At 71.1% G+C, this 21,815-nt stretch carries 19 protein-coding genes; 14 read left to right on the plus strand and 5 right to left on the minus strand.

Annotated elements, in window-relative coordinates; genetic code table 11:
* The first annotated feature begins 175 nt into the window (after positions 1 to 175).
* The 8 genes from ADK54_RS24335 to ADK54_RS24370 all read left to right on the plus strand — a co-directional run bounded on the left by ADK54_RS24335 (position 176) and on the right by ADK54_RS24370 (position 10,916).
* The gene (locus ADK54_RS24335; protein WP_053727834.1) at positions 176 to 907 is read left to right on the plus strand and encodes a VIT1/CCC1 transporter family protein; all 732 of its coding nucleotides are present in this window, start codon (positions 176 to 178) and stop codon (positions 905 to 907) included.
* Between the two features lie 429 nt (positions 908 to 1,336).
* Positions 1,337 to 5,902 carry a glutamate synthase large subunit gene (gene gltB / locus ADK54_RS24340; protein ID WP_053727835.1) on the plus strand — a complete coding sequence of 1,522 codons (4,566 nt, stop codon included), beginning with the start codon at positions 1,337 to 1,339 and terminating at the stop codon, positions 5,900 to 5,902.
* Positions 5,895 to 7,355 carry a glutamate synthase subunit beta gene (locus tag ADK54_RS24345; protein ID WP_053727836.1) on the plus strand — a complete coding sequence of 487 codons (1,461 nt, stop codon included), beginning with the start codon at positions 5,895 to 5,897 and terminating at the stop codon, positions 7,353 to 7,355. Before gltB ends, ADK54_RS24345 begins: the two co-directional genes overlap by 8 nt.
* 197 nt (positions 7,356 to 7,552) lie before the next feature.
* Positions 7,553 to 7,771, plus strand: coding sequence for a hypothetical protein (locus ADK54_RS24350; RefSeq protein ID WP_053727837.1), 219 nt, complete (start codon positions 7,553 to 7,555; stop codon positions 7,769 to 7,771).
* 8 nt (positions 7,772 to 7,779) lie between these two features.
* Positions 7,780 to 8,886 (plus strand): hypothetical protein, encoded by a 1,107-nt coding sequence (locus ADK54_RS24355; protein ID WP_053727838.1) that lies wholly within the window; start codon positions 7,780 to 7,782, stop codon positions 8,884 to 8,886.
* Between the two features lie 151 nt (positions 8,887 to 9,037).
* The gene (locus ADK54_RS24360; RefSeq protein WP_053727839.1) at positions 9,038 to 9,601 is read left to right on the plus strand and encodes a HutD family protein; all 564 of its coding nucleotides are present in this window, start codon (positions 9,038 to 9,040) and stop codon (positions 9,599 to 9,601) included.
* Between the two features lie 14 nt (positions 9,602 to 9,615).
* On the plus strand, positions 9,616 to 10,137 hold the full coding sequence (locus ADK54_RS24365; protein WP_053727840.1) for a pyridoxamine 5'-phosphate oxidase family protein: 522 nt from the start codon (positions 9,616 to 9,618) through the stop codon (positions 10,135 to 10,137).
* Between the two features lie 59 nt (positions 10,138 to 10,196).
* A complete protein-coding gene (locus ADK54_RS24370; protein WP_053727841.1) occupies positions 10,197 to 10,916 on the plus strand; it encodes an SDR family oxidoreductase in 720 nt (239 codons plus the stop codon).
* Here ADK54_RS24370 and ADK54_RS24375 read toward each other — a convergent pair whose 3' ends face one another.
* Both ADK54_RS24375 and ADK54_RS24380 read right to left on the minus strand, forming a co-directional pair.
* A complete protein-coding gene (locus ADK54_RS24375; RefSeq protein ID WP_053727842.1) occupies positions 10,917 to 11,900 on the minus strand; it encodes an acyl-CoA dehydrogenase family protein in 984 nt (327 codons plus the stop codon). It lies immediately after the preceding gene.
* On the minus strand, positions 11,897 to 13,066 hold the full coding sequence (locus ADK54_RS24380; protein ID WP_053727843.1) for an acyl-CoA dehydrogenase family protein: 1,170 nt from the start codon (positions 13,064 to 13,066) through the stop codon (positions 11,897 to 11,899). Before ADK54_RS24380 ends, ADK54_RS24375 begins: the two co-directional genes overlap by 4 nt.
* 54 nt (positions 13,067 to 13,120) lie before the next feature.
* Between ADK54_RS24380 and ADK54_RS24385 the strand changes: the two genes are divergently transcribed.
* The 5 genes from ADK54_RS24385 (at position 13,121) to ADK54_RS24405 (ending at position 17,989) form a co-directional block, all read left to right on the plus strand.
* Complete coding sequence (locus ADK54_RS24385; RefSeq protein ID WP_053727844.1) at positions 13,121 to 13,909, plus strand: SDR family oxidoreductase; 789 nt, start codon at positions 13,121 to 13,123, stop codon at positions 13,907 to 13,909.
* A 21-nt stretch (positions 13,910 to 13,930) separates the two neighbouring features.
* Positions 13,931 to 14,545, plus strand: a complete 615-nt coding sequence (locus tag ADK54_RS24390; RefSeq protein WP_053727845.1) for a TetR/AcrR family transcriptional regulator — start codon at positions 13,931 to 13,933, stop codon at positions 14,543 to 14,545.
* Positions 14,546 to 14,571: 26 nt separating this feature from the next.
* Positions 14,572 to 15,729 (plus strand): acetyl-CoA C-acetyltransferase, encoded by a 1,158-nt coding sequence (locus ADK54_RS24395; RefSeq protein WP_053727846.1) that lies wholly within the window; start codon positions 14,572 to 14,574, stop codon positions 15,727 to 15,729.
* A gap of 272 nt (positions 15,730 to 16,001) precedes the next feature.
* The gene (locus ADK54_RS24400; protein WP_053727847.1) at positions 16,002 to 16,205 is read left to right on the plus strand and encodes a cold-shock protein; all 204 of its coding nucleotides are present in this window, start codon (positions 16,002 to 16,004) and stop codon (positions 16,203 to 16,205) included.
* 131 nt (positions 16,206 to 16,336) lie between these two features.
* Entirely contained in the window at positions 16,337 to 17,989 is a 1,653-nt protein-coding gene (locus ADK54_RS24405; protein ID WP_078966588.1) for a DEAD/DEAH box helicase, read from the plus strand.
* Between the two features lie 824 nt (positions 17,990 to 18,813).
* Here the strand turns inward: ADK54_RS24405 and ADK54_RS24410 are convergent.
* Positions 18,814 to 19,170: a MerR family transcriptional regulator gene (locus ADK54_RS24410; RefSeq protein WP_053727849.1), complete on the minus strand. Its 357-nt coding sequence runs from the start codon at positions 19,168 to 19,170 to the stop codon at positions 18,814 to 18,816.
* Positions 19,171 to 19,322: 152 nt separating this feature from the next.
* On the opposite strand from ADK54_RS24410, the gene ADK54_RS24415 reads away from it, so the two are divergent.
* Entirely contained in the window at positions 19,323 to 19,763 is a 441-nt protein-coding gene (locus ADK54_RS24415) for a hypothetical protein (RefSeq protein WP_053727880.1), read from the plus strand.
* A gap of 1 nt (position 19,764) precedes the next feature.
* Here ADK54_RS24415 and ADK54_RS24420 read toward each other — a convergent pair whose 3' ends face one another.
* Both ADK54_RS24420 and ADK54_RS24425 read right to left on the minus strand, forming a co-directional pair.
* The gene (locus ADK54_RS24420) at positions 19,765 to 20,691 is read right to left on the minus strand and encodes a tyrosine-protein phosphatase (RefSeq protein ID WP_234392185.1); all 927 of its coding nucleotides are present in this window, start codon (positions 20,689 to 20,691) and stop codon (positions 19,765 to 19,767) included.
* Positions 20,692 to 20,762: 71 nt separating this feature from the next.
* Positions 20,763 to 21,812, minus strand: coding sequence for an NAD(P)H-dependent flavin oxidoreductase (locus ADK54_RS24425; RefSeq protein ID WP_053727882.1), 1,050 nt, complete (start codon positions 21,810 to 21,812; stop codon positions 20,763 to 20,765).
* Positions 21,813 to 21,815 lie beyond the last annotated feature (3 nt).

A 21,815-nucleotide genomic window follows, 5' to 3' on the forward strand; every position in this document is an offset into this window, starting at 1 on the left:
CGAAAGGGGGTTCGGCGCGTCCTTTTCGCTCCGTCGGTAAGGCCTTGCTTACTGAGCCCAACCTCACTAAGTAAGGCCTTACTTGCTGGCGCGGCCCTTACATCGGGCGTAGTTTCGACGGTGTTGAGGGGGCGCGGGACGTGAAGTGCCCGCTGCCGGAAGCAAGGGGATAGCTGTGTCCATCATCGATACCGAAGCGACGCTGCACGAGGCGCACCGCGACAACCACACCCACCGCGATGTCAACGGTGGCTGGCTGCGCCCGGCCGTGTTCGGCGCGATGGACGGCCTGGTCTCCAACCTCGCCCTGATGACGGGCGTCGCCGGCGGCGCGGTCTCGCACCAGACCATCGTCATCACCGGCCTCGCCGGCCTCGCGGCCGGCGCCTTCTCGATGGCGGCCGGCGAGTACACCTCGGTCGCCTCGCAGCGCGAGCTCGTCGAGGCCGAACTCGACATCGAGCGGCGGGAGTTGCGCAAGCACCCGGCCGACGAGGAGCGCGAGCTCGCCGAGCTCTACATGTCGCGCGGCGTCGAGCCGAAGCTCGCCCGCGAGGTCGCCCGCCAGCTCTCGCAGGACCCCGAGCAGGCGCTGGAGATCCATGCCCGCGAGGAGCTCGGCATCGACCCGTCCGACCTGCCCTCGCCCACCGTGGCCGCGGTCTCCTCCTTCGCCTCCTTCGCCCTCGGCGCGCTGCTGCCCCTGCTGCCGTACCTGCTGGGTGCGACCGCGCTGTGGCCCGCGGTGCTGCTCGCGCTGATCGGCCTCTTCGGCTGCGGCGCGGTGGTCGCCAAGGTGACGGCCCGCTCGTGGTGGTTCAGCGGTGTGCGCCAGCTGGCCCTCGGCGGCGCCGCGGCCGCCCTCACCTTCGGCATCGGCTCCTTCTTCGGTACCGCCATCGGCTGACGAACGCGGAGGTCGTGACACGGGGCGGTGCCATTCGGCGCCGCCCCGTGTGACGTACGTCCTGCGCGCTTCGCCGCCCCGGGCCGTAGGATGGCGGAGTATGCATGAGGCCACATAAGTAATCGTTACTCGGCGGTTTCGGATCTTTTACCGCCGGGCATAGGCCGTACACACCCGAACGGCACGCCCGCGTGCGCCCCCGTGGGCAATGAAGCCCGCACCTCGGGTGTCCGCATGCTGGAATGCACTATCCGGTTCCCGAGATACGTTCCATCATGTAACCTGCACGAAATTTCGCAGAGGGCCAACGTCGCCCCTCGGCTACGACTCCCCAAGCTCTCTCCCCCAAGCCCTCGACCTCGTTCGAGCAGGGGGACCCCCAGATCGAGCAGGGAGCCCCCAATGCCACTAACGACGACGGGAGAGCCGATGCGTTCCGACGCCTGGTCGCCCATGGACGGTCGCCCCGCCCAGCAGGGGATGTACGACCCCCGTAACGAGCACGACGCCTGTGGCGTCGGGTTCGTGGCCACCCTCACCGGTGTTGCCAGCCATGAGCTGGTCGAGCAGGCCCTGACCGTACTGCGCAACCTGGAACACCGCGGCGCCACCGGCTCCGAGCCGGACTCCGGTGACGGCGCCGGCATCCTGCTCCAGGTTCCGGACGCGTTCCTGCGCGAGGTCAGTGACTTCGAGCTGCCCGAGGCGGGCTCGTACGCCGTCGGTATCGCCTTCCTGCCCCTGGAGGAGACCAGCGAGGCCGTCTCACGGATCGAGACGATCGCCGGTGAAGAGGGGCTCACCGTCCTGGGCTGGCGTGAGGTCCCCGTCACCCCCGCACTGCTCGGCAACGGCGCCCGCGCCACCATGCCCGCCTTCCGCCAGCTCTTCGTGAGCGACGGCAACTCGTCCGGCATCGCGCTCGACCGCAAGGCCTTCGTGCTGCGCAAGCGCGCCGAGCGGGAGGCCGGTGTCTACTTCCCGTCGCTCTCCGCCCGGACCATCGTCTACAAGGGCATGCTGACCACCGGCCAGCTGGAGCCGTTCTTCCCGGACCTCTCCGACCGCCGCTGCGCCACCACCGTCGCCCTCGTGCACTCGCGGTTCTCCACCAACACCTTCCCGTCCTGGCCGCTGGCCCACCCGTACCGCTTCGTCGCGCACAACGGCGAGATCAACACGGTCAAGGGCAACCGCAACTGGATGGTGGCCCGCGAGTCCCAGCTCGTCTCCAACCTGTTCAACTCGGGCGCCGGCAAGCTCGACCGGATCTTCCCCGTGTGTACGCCGGACGCCTCCGACTCCGCGTCCTTCGACGAGGTGCTCGAACTCCTCCACCTCGGCGGCCGCTCGCTGCCGCACTCGGTGCTGATGATGGTCCCCGAGGCGTGGGAGAACCACGAGTCGATGGACCCGGCACGCCGTGCCTTCTACCAGTTCCACGCCACGATGATGGAGCCCTGGGACGGCCCGGCCTGCATCACCTTCACCGACGGCACCCAGGTCGGCGCGGTCCTCGACCGCAACGGCCTGCGCCCGGGCCGGTACTGGGTGACCGACGACGGCCTCGTGGTCCTGTCCTCCGAGGTCGGCGTGCTCGACATCGACCCGGCGAAGGTCGTCCGCAAGGGCCGCCTGCAGCCCGGCAAGATGTTCCTCGTCGACACCGCCGAGCACCGCATCATCGAGGACGACGAGATCAAGGCGTCCCTCGCCGCCGAGAACCCGTACAAGGAGTGGCTGGAAGCCGGCGAGATCGAGCTGGAGGACCTGCCCGAGCGCGAGCACATCGTGCACACCCACGCCTCGGTCACCCGCCGCCAGCAGACCTTCGGCTACACCGAGGAAGAGCTCCGCGTCATCCTCGCGCCGATGGCCCGCACCGCCGGCGAGCCGCTCGGCTCCATGGGTACGGACTCGCCGATCGCCGCGCTCTCCGAGCGTCCCCGGCTCCTTTTCGACTACTTCACCCAACTGTTCGCGCAGGTCACCAACCCGCCGCTCGACGCGATCCGCGAAGAGCTCGTGACCAGCCTGCGCTCCACGCTCGGCCCGCAGGGCAACCTCCTTGAGCCGACCGCCGCCTCGTGCCGCAGCGTCACGCTGCCCTTCCCGGTCATCGACAACGACGAGCTGGCGAAGCTGATACACATCAACGCCGACGGCGACATGCCGGGCATGAAGGCCGCCACGCTCTCCGGCCTGTACCGGGTCTCCGGCGGCGGCGACGCGCTTGCCGCCCGCATCGAGGCCATCTGCAAGGAGACCGACGCCGCGATCGAGGACGGCGCCCGCCTGATCGTCCTGTCCGACCGGCACTCCGACGCCGAGCACGCGCCGATCCCCTCGCTGCTGCTCACCGCCGCCGTCCACCACCACCTCATCCGCACGAAGCAGCGCACCCAGGTGGGCCTGCTCGTCGAGGCCGGTGACGTCCGCGAGGTGCATCACGTCGCGCTGCTCATCGGTTACGGTGCCGCCGCGGTCAACCCGTACCTCGCCATGGAGTCCGTCGAGGACCTGGTCCGGGCCGGCACCTTCATCGAGGGCCTTGAGCCCGAGCAGGCCATCCGCAACCTGATCTACGCGCTCGGCAAGGGCGTCCTGAAGGTCATGTCGAAGATGGGCATCTCGACGGTCGCCTCCTACCGCGGCGCCCAGGTCTTCGAGGCCGTCGGTCTCGACGAGGCCTTCGTCCAGAAGTACTTCATCGGCACCGCGACGAAGATCGGCGGTGCGGGTCTGGACGTGGTCGCGCGCGAGGTCGCCGCCCGGCACGCCAAGGCCTACCCCGCCTCCGGCGTCCCCTCGGCGCACCGCGCCCTGGAGATCGGCGGCGAGTACCAGTGGCGCCGCGAGGGCGAGCCGCACCTGTTCGACCCGGAGACGGTCTTCCGTCTCCAGCACGCGACGCGCAACAAGCGCTACGACATCTTCAAGCAGTACACGGACCGCGTGAACGAGCAGTCCGAGCGCCTGATGACGCTCCGGGGTCTGTTCGGCTTCAGCAGCGAGCGCGAGCCGATCTCCATCGACGAGGTCGAGCCGGTCTCCGAGATCGTCAAGCGCTTCTCGACCGGCGCCATGTCGTACGGCTCCATCTCGCGCGAGGCCCACGAGACGCTCGCCATCGCCATGAACCAGCTGGGCGGCAAGTCCAACACCGGTGAGGGCGGCGAGGACGCGGACCGCCTGTACGACCCGGCGCGCCGCTCCTCCATCAAGCAGGTCGCCTCCGGCCGCTTCGGGGTGACCAGCGAGTACCTGGTCAACGCGGACGACATCCAGATCAAGATGGCGCAGGGCGCCAAGCCCGGCGAGGGCGGCCAGCTGCCCGGCCACAAGGTCTACCCGTGGGTCGCCAAGACCCGGCACTCCACCCCGGGCGTCGGCCTCATCTCGCCGCCGCCGCACCACGACATCTACTCCATCGAGGACCTGGCTCAGCTGATCCACGACCTCAAGAACGCCAACCCGGCCGCGCGCATCCACGTGAAGCTGGTGTCCGAGGTCGGCGTCGGGACGGTCGCCGCGGGTGTCTCCAAGGCGCACGCGGACGTCGTCCTCATCTCCGGCCACGACGGCGGTACGGGCGCATCGCCGCTGACGTCGCTCAAGCACGCCGGTGGGCCGTGGGAGTTGGGCCTCGCCGAGACCCAGCAGACCCTCCTGCTCAACGGCCTGCGCGACCGCATCGTCGTGCAGACCGACGGCCAGCTCAAGACCGGCCGTGACGTCATCATCGCCGTGCTGCTCGGCGCCGAGGAGTTCGGTTTCGCGACCGCGCCGCTCGTCGTCTCCGGCTGCGTCATGATGCGCGTCTGCCACCTGGACACCTGCCCGGTCGGCATCGCCACCCAGAACCCGGTCCTGCGCGACCGCTTCTCGGGCAAGCCCGAATTCGTCGTGAACTTCTTCGAGTTCATCGCCGAAGAGGTCCGCGAGATCCTGGCCGAGCTCGGCTTCCGCACGATCGAGGAGGCCGTCGGCCACGCCGAACTCCTCGACACCGACCGGGCCGTGACCCACTGGAAGGCCCAGGGCCTCGACCTGGAGCCGCTGTTCTACGTGCCCGAGCTGCCCGAGGGCGCCGTACGCCACGCGGTGATCGAGCAGGACCACGGCCTGGCGAAGGCGCTGGACAACGAGCTCATCAAGCTCGCCGCCGACGCGCTCGAAGCCGAGTCCGCCGAGGCCGCGCAGCCGGTCCGCGCGCAGATCGCGATCCGCAACATCAACCGGACCGTGGGCACCATGCTCGGCCACCAGGTGACGAAGAAGTTCGGCGGTGCGGGCCTGCCCGACGACACCATCGACATCACCTTCACCGGCTCGGCCGGCCAGTCCTTCGGTGCCTTCCTGCCGAGCGGCGTGACGCTGCGCCTGGAGGGCGACGCCAACGACTACGTCGGCAAGGGCCTCTCCGGCGGCCGTGTCATCGTCCGCCCGGACCGGGGCGCCGACCATCTCGCCGAGTACTCGACGATCGCCGGCAACACGATCGCGTACGGCGCGACCGGCGGCGAGCTGTTCCTGCGGGGCCGCACCGGCGAGCGCTTCTGCGTCCGCAACTCGGGTGCCACCGTCGTCTCGGAGGGCGTGGGCGACCACGGCTGCGAGTACATGACCGGCGGCCACGCGGTCGTCCTCGGCGAGACCGGGCGCAACTTCGCGGCCGGCATGTCCGGCGGCATCGCCTACGTCGTCGACCTGGACCGGGACAACGTCAACTCCGGGAACCTGAACGCCATCGAGACACCGAGCGACACCGACAGGCAGTGGCTGCACGACGTCGTGCGCCGCCACTTCGAGGAGACCGGCTCGACGGTCGCCGAGAAGCTGCTCGCCGACTGGTCCGTGAACGTGGACCGCTTCAGCAAGATCATCCCGACCACGTACAAGGCCGTGCTCGCCGCCAAGGACGCCGCTGAGCTCGCCGGTCTCTCCGAGCAGGAGACCACCGAGAAGATGATGGAGGCGGCGACCAATGGCTGACCCCAAGGGCTTCCTGACCACCGGGCGCGAGGTCGCCAAGACCCGCCCGGTGGGCGAGCGCGTCAAGGACTGGAACGAGGTCTACGTTCCCGGTTCGCTGCTGCCGATCATCAGCAAGCAGGCCGGGCGCTGCATGGACTGCGGCATCCCGTTCTGCCACAACGGCTGTCCGCTGGGGAACCTGATCCCCGAGTGGAACGACTACGCCTACCGCGAGGACTGGCAGGCCGCGTCCGAGCGCCTGCACGCCACGAACAACTTCCCGGAGTTCACCGGGCGGCTGTGCCCGGCTCCCTGCGAGTCGGCGTGCGTGCTCGGCATCAACCAGCCCGCCGTCACCATCAAGAACGTTGAAGTCTCGATCATCGACAAGGCGTGGGACACCGGCGACGTCAGGCCGCAGGCGCCCGAGCGCCTCTCCGGCAAGACCGTCGCGGTCATCGGCTCGGGCCCGGCGGGCCTGGCCGCCGCCCAGCAGCTGACCCGGGCAGGACACACGGTCGCCGTGTACGAGCGCGCCGACCGCATCGGCGGCCTGCTGCGCTACGGCATCCCCGAGTTCAAGATGGAGAAGGTGCACATCAACCGCCGCATCGAGCAGATGCGCGCGGAGGGCACCAAGTTCCGTACCGAGGTCGAGATCGGCCGTGACATCGACGCCGCGAAGCTGCGCAAGCGCTACGACGCGGTCGTCATCGCGGCCGGTGCCACGGTCTCCCGCGATCTCCCCGTCCCTGGACGGGAGTTGAACGGCATCCACTTCGCGATGGAGTACCTGCCGCTCTCGAACAAGGTGCAGGAGGGCGACTTCGTCACCCCGCCGATCACCGCCGAGGGCAAGCACGTCGTGGTGATCGGCGGCGGCGACACCGGCGCGGACTGCGTGGGCACCGCCCACCGCCAGGGCGCGGCCTCCGTCACGCAGCTGGAGATCATGCCGAAGCCGGGCGACGAGCGGAACCCGGGCCAGCCCTGGCCGACGTTCCCCATGCTCTACAAGGTGACCTCCGCGCACGAGGAGGGCGGCGAGCGCGTCTACTCGGTCTCGACCACCCACTTCGAGGGCGACGAGGACGGCAACGTCCAGTTCCTGCACCTCGTCGAGGTCGAGTTCGTCGACGGCAAGCTGACCCAGAAGCCGGGCACGGAGCGCAGGATCCCCGCCCAGCTGGTCACCCTCGCCATGGGCTTCACCGGCACCGACCAGGCCAACGGCCTGGTGGCGCAGTTCGGCCTTGAGCTCGACGAGCGCGGCAACGTCGCGCGCGACGCGGACTTCGCGACCAACGTCGACGGCGTGTTCGTCGCCGGTGACGCGGGCCGCGGCCAGTCCCTGATCGTCTGGGCGATCGCCGAGGGCCGCTCCGCGGCGCGCGGCGTCGACCGCTACCTGACCGGCGCGAGCGACCTGCCCGCCCCGATCCGCCCCACGGACCGCGCGCTCACGGTTTAGCGCCCCCGGGTCCAGGACCCCTCATACGTCCCGTACAACGACGTGCGGAACTGACCGGCGCCCGCCCCACTGTCCCCGACCGGACGACTGGGCGGGCGCCGCGGCGTGTTCGGGCCACGGCCGGCGCCACGTATTGACTATTAGTCAATTGCGCTCCACCCTCGGGACGAGCCGCCGTCCGTCACCGGGAGGATCCGTTGAGCAACGAAGCGCTGTCGCAGTTGAGTACGGAGCTGGGGACCGCGCCCCCGGACTCCCTGGCCGAGCTGACGACCAATCAACTCTCTTTCCTGACAGGCGCGTTGCGCAAGGAGCGCGAGGGCCGGGCGGCCGGTCTCGGCGAGGCCGCCGAAGAGGCCCTGAAGCTCGTGCCCGCCCTCGCCCGCGGCCCCGTCCGCCGCATCCTCTTCAAGTGAGGCCGGCCATGGACACCCGCGACAAGCTCCGCAACCGTGCCGAGACCGAGAAGATCGCGGCCCTGCTCGGCGAGCGCCCCGAACGCCTCGCCTTCCTCGAAACCCTGCCCGCCGAAGACCTGAAGAAGCTCCGCGAACAGGCTGTGGCCGCCCTGTTCGACGGCATGCCGGACATGCTCGACCGCATCGCGCGGGCCACCAAACTCGTCCCGGCCGGGGTCGCCGCCGCCATCTCGCAAAAAGCCCTCGGCCCACGCCTCGCCGCCGCCGTAGCGGGCCGACTCGAACCGGCCCGGGCCGCCGACATCATCGAAAAACTCCCCGTGGCGTTCACCGCGGCGTCCTGCGCCCACCTGGACCCGCGCCGCATCGCGGGCATCGTCGACCGCCTCGACGAGAACCTGCTCGTACGGATCTCGGTCACTCTCGCCGAACGCGGCGACCACCTCACGATGGGCCGCTTCGTCGGCCACCTGCGCGACTCGGCGCTGACCCGCATCCTGCCGCAGGTCGACGACGCGGTGGTCCTGCGGACCGGGTTCGCGGTCGACCAGCCCCAACGCCTCGGCAGGATCGTCGAGTTGATGGGCGACGAGCGCCTGGCCCAGGTCATCGCGTCGGCGGCCGACGGCCTGTGGCCCGAGGCCCTGGCGGTCGCGGGCATGGTGACGGGGGACCAGCGCGCCCGCATCGCGACACTGGCCGCGCGCCAGCCCCAGGACCGACTGGACACGCTGGTACGGACGGTGGCCGACCAGGACCTGTGGGAGTCGCTGCTCCCGCTGGTGGCCCTGCTTGGCGAGGAGGACCGCCGGGCGGTGGCCGTACTGCCCTCCCTGACCGACCCGTCGGTCCTGGCCGGCATCGTCCCGGCGGTGGTGGCGACCGCGTTGTGGGCGGAGTTCCTGCCGCTGGTGGAGCTGCTGCCCGAGGAGTCCCGCAAGGTGGTGGCGGACGCGGCAGGCGCCCTGACGGACGAGGACCTGGACGCCCTGACGAGAGAGGTGGACAAACAGAACCTGTGGGAACTGGTGCTGCCGCTGGTGGAGTTGATGGAGGACGCGGCGAAGGAGCGAATCTTCGCGCTGCCGGCTTTCCAGGACCAGGCCCCGTAGGACTCGGCGCGGGCGACCAAACCCCCTGAGGGACGCGGGGAACGACCGGGGCCAGCCGGAACCACCCCGCATCGCGTAACCTCGCACCGGGTGCGTAGGCAACGCGGGGTGCCCCGCCGCCGGAACCACCCCGCGCGGAAGGGGTCGTACGGTGAAGGTGTTGCGGGCCGCCGTCAGGAAGGCCGTGCCGTGGAAGAACGGCGGCGGAGTGACCCGGAGCGTCGCCGCCCACCCCGAAGGCTCGGGGACGGCGGAGTTCGAGTGGCGGGTCAGCCTCGCGGACGTCGGCGCGGACGGCCCGTTCTCCGGGTTTCCGGGCGTGGACCGGATCCTCACCGTCGTCGAGGGCGCCGGAATGGACCTCACCGTGAACGGTCAACGGCGCCTGGTGGACGAACGGTTCGTGCCCCAGCACTTCCCCGGTGACGCCCCCACCGACTGCCGGCTCCTGGCCGGTCCTGTCGTCAACTTCAACGTGATGTTCCGCCGGGGCCGCCCCGCCCCGGCGGTCGCCGTGGTGCGGGGCGGCCTGACGATCACCGGGCCAGCCCTGGTCGTCGCTCTCGACGCGCCCGCCCACGTCGACGGCGTACGCCTGGGCCCGTACGACGCGGTGCTCACCGAGGAGGGCGGTGCGGTGGTGCGGGCCGAGGGGCACGCGGCCGTCGTCACCCTCCCGGCGCGGCAATCCGGACAGGAGATGTCGGGTATCTGAGGTCTCCTGGAGCCATGGCAACCAAGGAGACAGGAACCACGGCGGTCGGTTGGAGCGAGTTCCGGCGGGCCGAGGCGCAGTTCGCCGAGCGCGTCGAGGCGCGGTTCAAGATCTACAAGCACCACGTCCTGGCCACGCTGCGCAAGGACGGCTCGCCCCGGGTGACCGGCCTGGAGGTGGAGTTCCAGGGCGGCGAGCTCTGGCTCGGCATGATGCCGAACTCGATGAAGGCCCTCGACCTGCGCCGCGACCCGCGCTTCGCGGTGCAGGCCAACCCCGGCCCGGACGCCGAGATGGCGGACGGCGACGTACGGGTCAGCGGCCGCGCGGTGGAGGTCACCGACCGCGAGGTGATGGCCGCCTTCGCCTCGCAGGTCGAGCCGCCCGAGCCGTTCCACCTCTTCCGCGCCGAGCTGACCGAGGTCGTCTGGACCGGCCTCGACAACGACGAGCTGGTCGTACGGGCCTGGCGACCCGGTGCCGCGCTGCGCACGCTGCGGCGCGGCAATGACGAAGGAGTCCGCGAGGACGCCTGAGGCGCAGGCCGCTACAGTCGCCCTGGGCATGCGACGGATTCGAAGATCCAGGGGAATTCATGAGCAGCGAGCACAACAACGGCCCGGTCACCCTCGTCACCGGCGGGGCGAGCGGGATCGGCGCCGCTAGCGTCCGGCGGCTCCTGGACGGAGGCCACCGGGTCGCCGTCACCGGCCGCGACCAGGCGAGGCTGGACGCCTTCGCGGCCGAACTCGGCGCGGGGGAGCGGGTGTTGGCGGTCGCCGCCGACACCACCGACCTCGCCTCGATCGGCGCCGCGGTCGAGGCGACCGTCAAGAACTTCGGGCGGCTCGACCACGTCGTCGCCAACGCCGGGTTCTCCACCCACGACAACCTCGCCGACGGCGACCCCGAGCACTGGCGCGAAATGCTCATGGTCAATGTGCTGGGCCCGGCCGTCCTGGTGAAGGCCGCGCTGCCCGCGCTCACCGAGAGCGGCGGCCGCATCGTGATGGTGGGCAGCACGGCGGGGATCAAGAACACGCCCGGCAACATGTACTCGGTGACCAAGGGCGCGCTGACCTCGCTCGCCGAGAACACCCGGGTCCTGGTCACCGGCTCGGGCGTCGGCGTGACGCTGGTCGCGCCGGGCCGGGTGGACAGCCCGTTCTGGTCGAGCCACCCGACGGGCGTCGTCCCGGACGGCCCCGCGATGACCCCGGAGGACGTGGCCGAAGCGATCGTGTGGGCGCTGGCCCAGCCGGCCGGGGTCGAGGTGAACCAGGTGGTGGTCCGCCCCACGGGTCAGGTCCACTGATCACTGGCCCGCCAGCACTGCCGCCCGGCACTCGCTCGGCGACCCCCACGCGTCCCTCAGCGGACGCGCCTTCCGCAGCCAAAGCGACAGGTCGAGCTCCTGGGTGTAGCCCACCGCACCGTGCAGTTGCAGCGCGGTGCGGGCGGCGGCGTACGCGGCCTCGCCCGCCGTCACCTTCGCCGCGGCCACATCCCCCGGCGCGAGCGAGAGCGCGGCCCCGTACAGCAGCGGCCGCGCGAACTCCACCGCGACCAGCGTGTCCGCGAGGCGGTGCTTGACCGCCTGGAACGACCCGATGGGCGCCCCGAACTGGGTGCGCTGCTTGACGTACGCCACGGTCCGGGCAAGCAGCGCCTCCGCGATCCCGAGGCACTGGCCTGCCGCGGCGAGCCGCGCCCAGACCGTGGCGTACGCGACGGCCTCTGCCAACTGGGGCCCTGTGGCGAGGAGTTCACCGCCGGGCAGCGGGCGGGAGAGGCGCCGGGCCGGGTCGGCCGAGGGCTGGACGGGGCCGTGGCCCGGCGCTAGCCGCGCCTCCTGGCCCGTGACGGCGAGCACCACGTCCGCCGCGTCCGCGTCGAGCGCGTACGGGCTCGCGCCCGGGAACAGCACGCTCGCCGCGCACGCACCCGATGCGATCGAGGGCAGCAGCCGCTTGGCCGGGCCCTCCTCGCGGAGCTCCGCGAGCCGGGCGAGGAGGGCGGACGCCGCGACCGTCTCCACGAGCGGGCCCGGTACCGCGTGCCGCCCCAACTCCACGTAGGAGAGGGCCAGTTCGACGGGCAGCGGCCCGACCCCTTCGTACGCCTCGGGCGCGGTGAGCGCGAACACCCCGGCCTCGGCGATCCGGGACCACAGGGCGCGGCCAGGCCCCGCGTCCCCCGCGCCCCAGGCCCGTACCGCCGAGGGCGTGTCGGCGGCGGTCAGCATCGCGTCGAGGGAGCGGGCGAAGTCGAGCTGTTCCGGGGTGAGCAGGAACCTCATCGGCGGCCCTTCGGCAGGCCGAGCAGACGCTCGGCGATGATGTCGCGCTGGATCTCGTTCGTCCCGGCGTAGATCGGACCGGCCAGCGAGAAGACGTGGTTCTCGGCCCAACTGCCGCATGCGGGAGCCTCGTTGGCTTCGTCGGACAGTTCGCCGTACGGGCCGAGCAGGTCGAGTGCGGTCTCGTGCAGGGCGATGTCGTACTCCGACCAGAACACCTTGTTGAGGCTCGACTCGGCGCCGATGGCCTCGCCCGCGGCGAAGCGGGCGGCGCCCGCGCAGGTGAACAGCTGATAGGCGCGCGCTCCGATCACCGCGTCCGCGACCCGGTCGCGCAGCGCGGTGTCCGCCGGGTCTCCCTGCGCGTGCCAGAGCTCGACGAGCCGCGCGGCCGAGGCGAGGAAGCGGCCGGGGGAGCGCAGCATCAGGCCGCGCTCGTTGCCGGTCGTGGACATGGCGATCCGCCAGCCCGCGCCCACCTCGCCGATGACGTCCTCGTCGGGCACGAAGACGCCGTCGAGGAACAGCTCGGCGAAGGCCGGCTTGCCGTCGATGCGCCCGATGGGCCGGACCGTCACACCGGGCGCCCGCAGGTCGAACATCAGGTAGGTGAGGCCCTGGTGGGGCTTGGTCGCGTCCGGATCCGTACGGAAGATGCCGAAGGCGCGGTCGGCGAACGCGGCCCGCGACGACCAGGTCTTCTGCCCCGAGAGCAGCCAACCGCCTTGCGTGCGCACGGCTTTGGACCGCAGCGAGGCGAGGTCGGAGCCGGCCTCCGGCTCGGACCAGGCCTGCGCCCAGATCGTGGCGCCGCTCGCCATGTCCGGCAGGATCCGCGCGCGCTGCTCGGGCGTCGCGTGGTCGAACAGGGTGGGCGCGAGGAGGTTGATGCCGTTCTGGGAGACACGCCCCGGGCCGCCCGCCGCGAAGTACTCCTCCTCGAAGACCAGCCACTTGAAGATGTCGACGCCCCGGCCCCCGTACTCCTCGGGCCACGACACCACCGACCAGCGGTCCGCGGAAAGGCGCGCCTCCCACTCCCGGTGCGCGGCGAAACCCGCCTCGGTCTCCAGCGAGGGGAGCGGCGTGGCAGGGACGTGCGCCGCGAGCCAGTCGCGCGCCTCGGCCCGGAAGGCCTCCTGATCGGGCGTGGGGTCCAGGTCCATGGGTACGGCACACCATCCTTCCCTAACAAGTGTTTGGTAGGTTAACGTGGCGCCGTGACGGACAACAAGGCTCAGTACGTGCCGGGCCACGGCCTCCTCGACGGCCGCACCGCCGTCGTCACGGCGGCGGCAGGCGCCGGGATCGGCGGCGCCACCGCCCGCAGGCTCCTCGAAGAGGGCGCCCGCATCGTCATCGGCGACGCCCACGCCCGCCGCCTGGGGGAGACCGAGCGGGCGCTCGCCACCGAGTTCGGTGCACACAACGTTGCCTCCCTCCCCTGTGACGTGACCGACGAACAACAGGTGGCGGCTCTCTTCGCGCTCGCCGCGCGCGAACACGGCGGACTCGACATCGTCGTCAACAACGCGGGCCTCGGCGGCACTTGCTCCCTCGTCGACATGAGCGACGAAGCCTGGTCCAAGGTCCTCGACGTCACCCTGAACGGCACCTTCCGCTGTACGAGGGCGGCGCTGCGCGCCTTCGAGGAGTCCGGCCGGGGTGGCGTCATCGTCAACAACGCGTCCGTCGTCGGCTGGCGTGCCCAGGCGGGCCAGGCCCACTACGCCGCGGCCAAGGCGGGCGTCATGGCGCTCACCCGGTGCGCGGCGGTCGAGGCCGCCGCGTTCGGCGTGCGGGTCAACGCGGTCGCGCCCAGCCTCGCCATGCACCCGCACCTGGTGAAGGTCACCTCCGCCGAACTCCTCGAAGAGCTCACCGCCCGCGAGGCGTTCGGCCGGTACGCGGAGCCCTGGGAGGTCGCCAACGTCATCGTGTTCCTGGCCAGCGGCTACTCCTCGTACCTGACCGGCGAGGTCGTCTCCGTCAGCAGCCAGCGCGCCTAGCGGGAGCAGCACAATGGGCGGGTGCCAACGAACAAGAAGAAGACGCAGGTGACCGCCTCGCCCGAGCGGCGGCGCGAACTCCTGGCCACCGCGGCCGAGGTGTTCGCCGCCCACGGGTACAACGCCACCACCGTCCGGAAGATCGCCGACGAGGCGGGCCTGCTCGCGGGGAGCCTCTACTACCACTTCGACTCCAAGGAGTCGATGCTCGACGAAATCCTCTCGACCTTCCTCAACGAGCTCTGGGAGGGGTACGACGCCGTGCTCGCCGCCGGACTCGGCCCGCGGGAGACCATCGAGGCCCTCGTCACCGAGTCCTTCCGCGAGATCGACCGGCACCGCGCCGCCGTCGCGATCTACCAGAAGGAGTCCAAGCACCTGGCCGCGCTGCCCCGCTTCCACTACCTGACCGACTCGCAGCAGAAGTTCGAGAAGGCATGGCTGGGAACCCTTGAGCGCGGGGTCGCCTCGCACGCCTTCCGCGCCGACCTGGACATCCGCCTCACCTACCGCTTCGTGCGCGACACGGTGTGGGTGGCCGCGTCCTGGTACCGCCCCGGCGGCCGGCACAGCCCGGAGGAGATCGCCCGCCAGTACCTCTCGATGGTCCTGGACGGAATCGCCGTACGTACGTAACTCGCTTACCTGATTGGGGAGTTGGCATGTCCGAGGCCTACATCGTCGAAGCGGTGCGCACCCCGGTGGGCCGGCGCGGGGGAGGGCTCTCGGGGGTCCACCCCGCGGACCTCGGCGCCCACGTCCTCAGGGCGCTCGTCGAGCGCGTCGGCGTCGACCCGGCCGCCGTCGAGGACGTCGTCTTCGGCTGCCTGGACACCGTGGGCCCGCAGGCCGGCGACATCGCCCGTACGTCCTGGCTGGCGGCGGGCCTGCCCGAAGAGGTCCCCGGCGTCACCATCGACCGCCAGTGCGGCTCGTCGCAGCAGGCGATCCACTTCGCGGCGCAGGGCGTGCTCTCGGGCACCCAGGACCTGGTGGTCGCGGGCGGCACCCAGAACATGTCGATGATCCCGATCGCCTTCGCCTCCCGTCAGGCCGCCGAACCGCTCGGCCTGACCGACGGCCCCTACCTCGGCAGCGAGGGCTGGCGCGCCCGCTACGGGGAGGCGCCGGTGAACCAGTTCCACGGCGCGCAGCTGATCGCCGAGAAATGGGGGATCTCGCGCCTCGACATGGAGGAGTTCGCGCTGCGCTCGCACCAGCGGGCGGTCCGCGCCGTCGACGAGGGCCGCTTCGAGCGGGAGACCGTCGCGTACGGAGCCGTCACCACGGACGAGGGGCCGCGCCGGGACACCACCCTGGAGAAGATGGCACGCCTCAAGCCCGTCATGGACGGCGGCACGATCACCGCGGCCTGCTCGTCCCAGGTCTCCGACGGCGCGGCCGCCCTCCTCATGGCCTCCGAGCGCGCCGTCGCCGAGCACGCACTGACCCCGCGCGCCCGCATCCACCACCTCTCGGTACGCGGCGAAGACCCCATCCGCATGCTGTCCGCCCCGATCCCGGCCACCGCGTACGCCCTGAAGAAGACGGGCATGAGGATCGACGACTTCGACCTGGTCGAGATCAACGAGGCGTTCGCGCCGGTGGTGCTCGCCTGGCTGAAGGAGACCGGCGCAGACCCGGCCCGGGTCAACGTCAACGGCGGCGCGATCGCGCTCGGCCACCCGCTCGGCGCGAGCGGCGTCAAGCTGATGACGACGCTGCTGCACGAGCTGGAGCGAACCGGCGGCCGCTACGGCCTCCAGACGATGTGCGAGGGCGGCGGCCAGGCCAACGTGACGATCATCGAGCGGCTGTAGGCGCGGGGGACGCCCGCGACGCTGGGGGACGCCGGCCGACTGCGTCCCCCAGCGACGAGTACGTGACGAGCCACACGGACGTGCCGCACGGCGGCGTGCTATCGTGGTGGCTGTTGCAGTTTTGGTACCCATATACTTTATGTGCGCCTGACGGGAATGATCCTCAGGCGCATTATTTGTTTCCGGGGTTTCTCCGGATGGGCTCAATGCGGCGACGAGGAATCCGTAAATCCGCGGATTTCCGGAACTGCCCCTGTCTTAGGAGAAATGACATGGCTACTGGCACCGTGAAGTGGTTCAACTCGGAAAAGGGCTTCGGCTTCATCGAGCAGGACGGCGGCGGCCCCGACGTCTTCGCCCACTACTCCAACATCGCCTCCTCCGGCTTCCGTGAGCTCCTTGAGGGCCAGAAGGTCTCCTTCGAGGTCACCCAGGGCCAGAAGGGCCTGCAGGCGGAGAACATTCTCCCCGCCTAATCGCCGACGAGGCGTATTTTGCAGCCGCGGATTTAGCGGCTCGCGAATTTCGCAGCCGGGGCCCGCACCCTCAGGTGCGGGTCCCGGCTTGTGCTGTCTTGTCCCAGGAAGGCAAATTCCGTATGACGCGCATGACCAGCAAGCGCTCCGGTGCCGGTTCCGGTGCCGGTACCGGCTCCCGTTCCGGTTCCGGTTCCGGTTCCGGTGCCCGCAGGGGTTCCGGCCGGCCCGCCGCCAAGTCCACGAAGCCCGCCAAGGGCCGGACCATGGCGCCGCAGGGCGAATTCAAACTGCCCGAGACCCTCACCCCCGCGCTGCCCGCCGTCGAGGCCTTCGCCGACCTGGACATGCCCGCGGCGCTCCTCAAGACGCTCGACGCGCAGGGCGTGACCGAGCCGTTCCCCATCCAGGGCGCCACCCTGCCGAACTCGCTCGCGGGCCGCGACATACTCGGCCGCGGCCGCACCGGCTCCGGCAAGACCCTCGCCTTCGGCCTCGCCCTGCTCGCCCGCACCGCGGGCCGGCGCGCCGAGCCCGGGGCGCCGCTCGCCATGGTCCTCGTACCGACGCGCGAGCTCGCCCAGCAGGTCACCGACGCGCTCACGCCCTACGCGACGGCCGTCAACCTGCGCCTCACCACGGTCGTGGGCGGCCTCTCCATCACCAAGCAGTCCAATGCACTGCGCCGTGGCGCCGAGGTCATGGTCGCCACCCCGGGCCGGCTCAAGGACCTCATAGAGCGGGGTGACTGCTCACTGGAGAACGTGGGCATCACCGTCCTCGACGAGGCCGACCAGATGGCCGACATGGGCTTCATGCCGCAGGTCACCGCGCTGCTCAAGCAGGTCGAGCCGGACGGCCAGCGGATGCTGTTCTCGGCGACCCTGGACGCCAACATCGACCGCCTGGTCCGGATGTTCCTCACCGACCCGGTGGTGCACTCCGTCGACCCGTCGGCCGGCGCGGTCACCACGATGGAACACCACGTCCTGTACGTGATGGACGAGACCGACAAGAAGGCCGTCACCACGCGCATCGCGGCCCGCGACGGGCGCGTGATCATGTTCCTGGACACCAAGCGGTCCGTGGACCGGCTGGTCAAGCGGCTGCTCTCCAGCGGTGTCCGCGCGGCGGGCCTGCACGGCGGACGCTCGCAGCCGCAGCGCAACCGCACGCTGGACCAGTTCAAGAACGGCCAGGTCACGGCGCTGGTCGCGACGAACGTCGCCGCGCGAGGCATCCACGTCGACGACCTGGACCTGGTCGTGAACGTCGACCCCCCGACGGACCACAAGGACTACCTCCACCGCGGTGGGCGTACCGCCCGGGCCGGCGAGTCGGGCAGCGTCGTCACGCTCGTGCTGCCCGAGGAGAAGCGCGAGATGACCAAGCTCATGTCCTTCGCGGGCATCCGTCCTCGGACGGCGGAGATCAAGTCGAGCTCCGAGGAGCTTGTACGGGTCACGGGGGCGCGGGAGCCGTCCGGCGTGCCGGTGGTCATAGAGGTGCCGGCTCAGCCGGAGCCGAAGCGGGCTGCGTCCGGGCGCAGTCGGGGTCGCCGCGGCGGGCAGGGTTCCCGCGGGGGCGCGGGCCAGCCCGCCGCGTCCCGCTCGCAGGGTTCTGGCTCCGCCAGGCAGGCTGCGGGTCAGCCTTCCGGGGCTCGCTCGCAGGGTTCCGCTGCTGGCAGGCAGGGTGCTGCGCCCCGTTCGCAGGGTTCTGCCTCTGCTCGGCAGGGTGCGGCTTCCCGTGCGCAGGGTGGGCGCGGGCGCCGGTCCGGGGCCTGATTTCTTCCCCACCCCGCTGTGACACTCCGCGGCGTGGCCTCCGGGGGTGGCGCTGCGGCCCGGCGGGGTGCGCTGGGGCTCCGCCCCAGACCCCGGGAGGCCCCACCCCGCCCCTTCTCGAAACCCGCCGGGGGTTGGAAAGGGAGCCGAGCCTCCTGGGGCTCCGCCCCAGACCCCCTGCGGGGACTCCGTCCCCTGCACCCCTGCTCCAGGGGCTCCGCCCCCGGACCCCGTTCGCGCCTGAAGGGCACTCGTCCTCAATCGCCGGACGGGCTGAAGTGGGCTGACGTCCGAGTTCGCCAGACGGCTGGGAGTGGGTTGACGCCCGATTCCGTCGCCCGACCGGGAGCGCCCGCATGGCTCCCTTGCCAAGGCCAACCCCGCCAAGGCCAACCCTGTTGGGGGCGCGGGGAACTGCGCGACCAGCCACGTACGGTCCGCGGTCGAAGGCGGTTTGGGGCGCGCGGCTATGACGGCGTGCGGCTCCGCCGAGCGGGCGCGACCATCGGTACTGGGTGCCCTACAGGGGCGCGGGGAACGGCGCGAGCAACCAGGCACGGTCCGCAGTCGAAAGCGCTGTTAGGGGCACGAGGAACGGCGCGGCCAGCCATGTCGGTCCCGCGGTCGAAAGCGCTGTTGGGTGCGCGGGGAACTGCGCGAGCAACCACGTACGGTCCGCGGTCGAAGGCGGGTTCAGGGGGCGCGGGGAACTGGGCGATCAAGGCGCCCTCACCCCGCAGGCGGACCCCGCACCCAACCCCTCCCGCGAAGCGGAGCCGCGGGGTCTGGGGCTCGGCCCCGGGAGGCGTCGGGGCGCCGAACCCTCAACCCGCCGCCCGCAGAGGGCACCCCGTGCCAGCCCGTGCCTCAAGCTCGGCGCGCAGGGCCGCGAGTTCGCTGATGCGGGCGTCGATGACCCTGATCTTCTCCTCGAACAGCGCGGACAGCGCCTCCGCACTGTCCGGCGCGTCCCGCAACTCCTCGCCGGTCCGGGCGATCTCGGCCAGCGAGAACCCCAGGGCCTGGGCGGTGCGCACGTACTGGAGCCACGGCACCGTCTCCGGCGGGAAGTCGCGGTAGCCGTTCGGCAGCCGTCGGCCCGTGACGAGGCCGACCTTCTCGTAGAAGCGGATGGCGTCCCTGCTCAGACCCGCCTGCGCGGCCAGCTCCCCGATGCGCACGGCTCTCCTCCGGATTGCGAACTGCGAAGCGCCAACGGCCTACTTCCACCGCGGACTTGACCTTGGACAGTACTCCACTGTTTAGCGTCGAGGCGTTCATGCAGGAGAACGCCAGCAGGAGACCCGCCGTGATCCGTTCCACGACCCGTTCCATGGCCCGTTCCGTGACGCCTTTCCGTCCCGGCTATCTGCGCGCCGTACGCGCCAGCGCCTGGTACGACCTCGTCGTCACCGCCGGATTCGCCACCCCCTGGACCTACACGGTGGTGCACGACGCGCTGTCGAAGCTCGGGGGCGGGCTCGGGCTCGGCACCCTGCCCGCCCTCGCTCCGATGGAGATGCTCTACGCGAACCTCATGGGGTCGGTGGTCGTCGTCTGGGCGCTGCTGCGGATCGTCAAGCCGTTGGCCGTGCACGGGCTGTTCGACGGGGTCGCGCGTACGCTCTTCGCCTCGTGGCAGGCGTACGCGCTCGCTCACGGCGCCCCGCGCTGGCTGTGGCTGTTCTTCGTGGTCGAGGTCTCGTTCGGTGTCGTCGAGCTCGCACCCTGGGGGCGGGCCCGGCGCGTCGGCCTCGTGCGCGCCTCCGCCTGAATCAGCTCACCAGCCTGGACCGCAGCGCTGCCAAGTCGCCGAGACTCAGGCCCAGCCCCTGCGTCAGGTACCCGTACAAGTCGCCGTACTGGGACGACAGTTGGGACAGCGCCGCGTTCAGGTAGTCGAGGCGCACTTCCTGCAGCGGGATCAGCAGGTCCGGGTTCTGCATCATGCCCGACTGTTTCAGGCCCGCCCGCAGTGCCGCGTCGGCCGCCGCCCGGAAGCCGTTGGACGCCAGGTAGTCCTGCTGGGCCGTCGCGTCCGGCACCCCGAGGGCGCGCAGGAGTACGTAACTCTCCCAGCCCGTACGGTCTTTGCCCGACGTGCAGTGGAAGAGCAGCGGCCCCCGCCCCGCCGCCAGGTCCTTGAGTGTCGCTCCGAACTGCGCGCGGCTCGCCGGGTCCGAGACGAAGTCCTGGTACACCGTCCGCATGAGGGCCTCCGCCTTGCCGTGGCCCAGCATCGCGTCCTGCTTCGCCGGGTCCTTGGACCCGATCGCCGCCAGCATCTGCGCGTACAGGCCGCTGTCGGAGACCGGGCGCGCGGTCGGGGCCAGCCCGGCGGGGAGGCGGTCGGGGCCGTCGTACTGGAGCTCCAGCGGCACCCGGAAGTCGACCACCTCGCGCAGGCCGAGCCGCGAGAGCGTCGTGATGTCCGCGTCTGTTGTCTTGTTCAGGGCGTCTGCCCGATAGGCGAGTCCGTACCGGACCCGCTTGCCGTCGTACGTCCAATAGCCGCCCAGATCACGGGCGTTGACCGCGCCCTGCAGGACGACCTGGTGGATCGGCGACGCCTCCTGCCGGTGCGCGCCGCCGACAGCCACGGCCGGCGCCGCCGTCGGCATGCCCACCGCCAGGATCGCGGCGACCACGGCGGTCGCCATCCTGGCACGTGTCACCTTGCGGATGGAGTGGTGATGGTTCATGGGGGATCGATCAACTCCCTTGCGTCTAAGGGGGATTCGTCCAAATGGGATTGAAGGGGATTCAAGGGGGTTCACTCTGCCGTCGGCAGGGTGGCCAGCACGTGCGCGGCCTCGGTCAGCACGCGGGTGATCAGTTCCTCGCAGCTCGGGAGGTCCTCGATCAGCCCGGCGACCTGGCCCGAGGCCATCACGCCGAGATCGGTGCGGCCCTCGACCATCGACGCCCGCAGCAGCATCGGAGTGTTCGCGGCCAGGAGCGTCTGGCTCCAGGTCAGGTTCTTGCCGTGCTTCATCGCGACGCCGTCCCTGACCAGTTGGGGCCAGCTCAGGCCGGAGATCTTCCGGAAGCCGGATGCCCGGCGCACCGCCTGCGCCAGCGCCCTGACGCGGCCGGCCCCTTCCAGCGACGCGACGAGTTCCGTACGGAGCATGCGGTGCGGCAGCCCGTCCACGGCCGTCGTCACGGTGACGTCCTTGACCGTCGCTTCCAGGTACTTCGCCTTGACCGCGTCCGGGACCGTGGAGTCCGAGGTAAGCAGGAAGCGGGTGCCCATCGCCACGCCCGCCGCGCCGAAGGCGAGCGCCGCCACCAGGCCCCGGCCGTCGTGGAAGCCGCCCGCCGCGATCACCGGGATGTCGACCGCGTCCACGACTTGCGGCAGCAGCACGGTGGTCGCGACCTCCCCCGTGTGGCCGCCGCCCTCGCCGCCCTGCACGATCACCGCGTCCGCGCCCCACGCCGCGACCTTCTCGGCATGCCGCCGCGCGCCGATGGAGGGGATCACGACGACGCCCGCGTCCTTCAGCTCGGCGATGAGTTCGCGGGAGGGGGCGAGCGCGAAGGACGCCACGCGCACGCCCTCGTCGATGATGATCCGGACCCGCTCGCGGGCATCGGCGGCATCGGCCCGCAGATTGACCCCGAACGGCTCCTCCGTACGGGCCTTGACCTCCCGCACCGCCAGACCCAACTGCTCGGTCGTCATCGTGGCGGAGGCGAGGATGCCCAGGGCGCCCGCGTTCGCGGTGGCCGAGACCAGGCGGGGGCCCGCGACCCAGCCCATGCCGGTCTGCACGATCGGATGCCGGACGCCGACCAGCTTCGTCAGGGCCGTCTCCAGGCG

The sequence above is a fragment of the Streptomyces sp. WM6378 genome, assembly GCF_001279695.1.
Classification (GTDB): Bacteria; Actinomycetota; Actinomycetes; order Streptomycetales; family Streptomycetaceae; genus Streptomyces.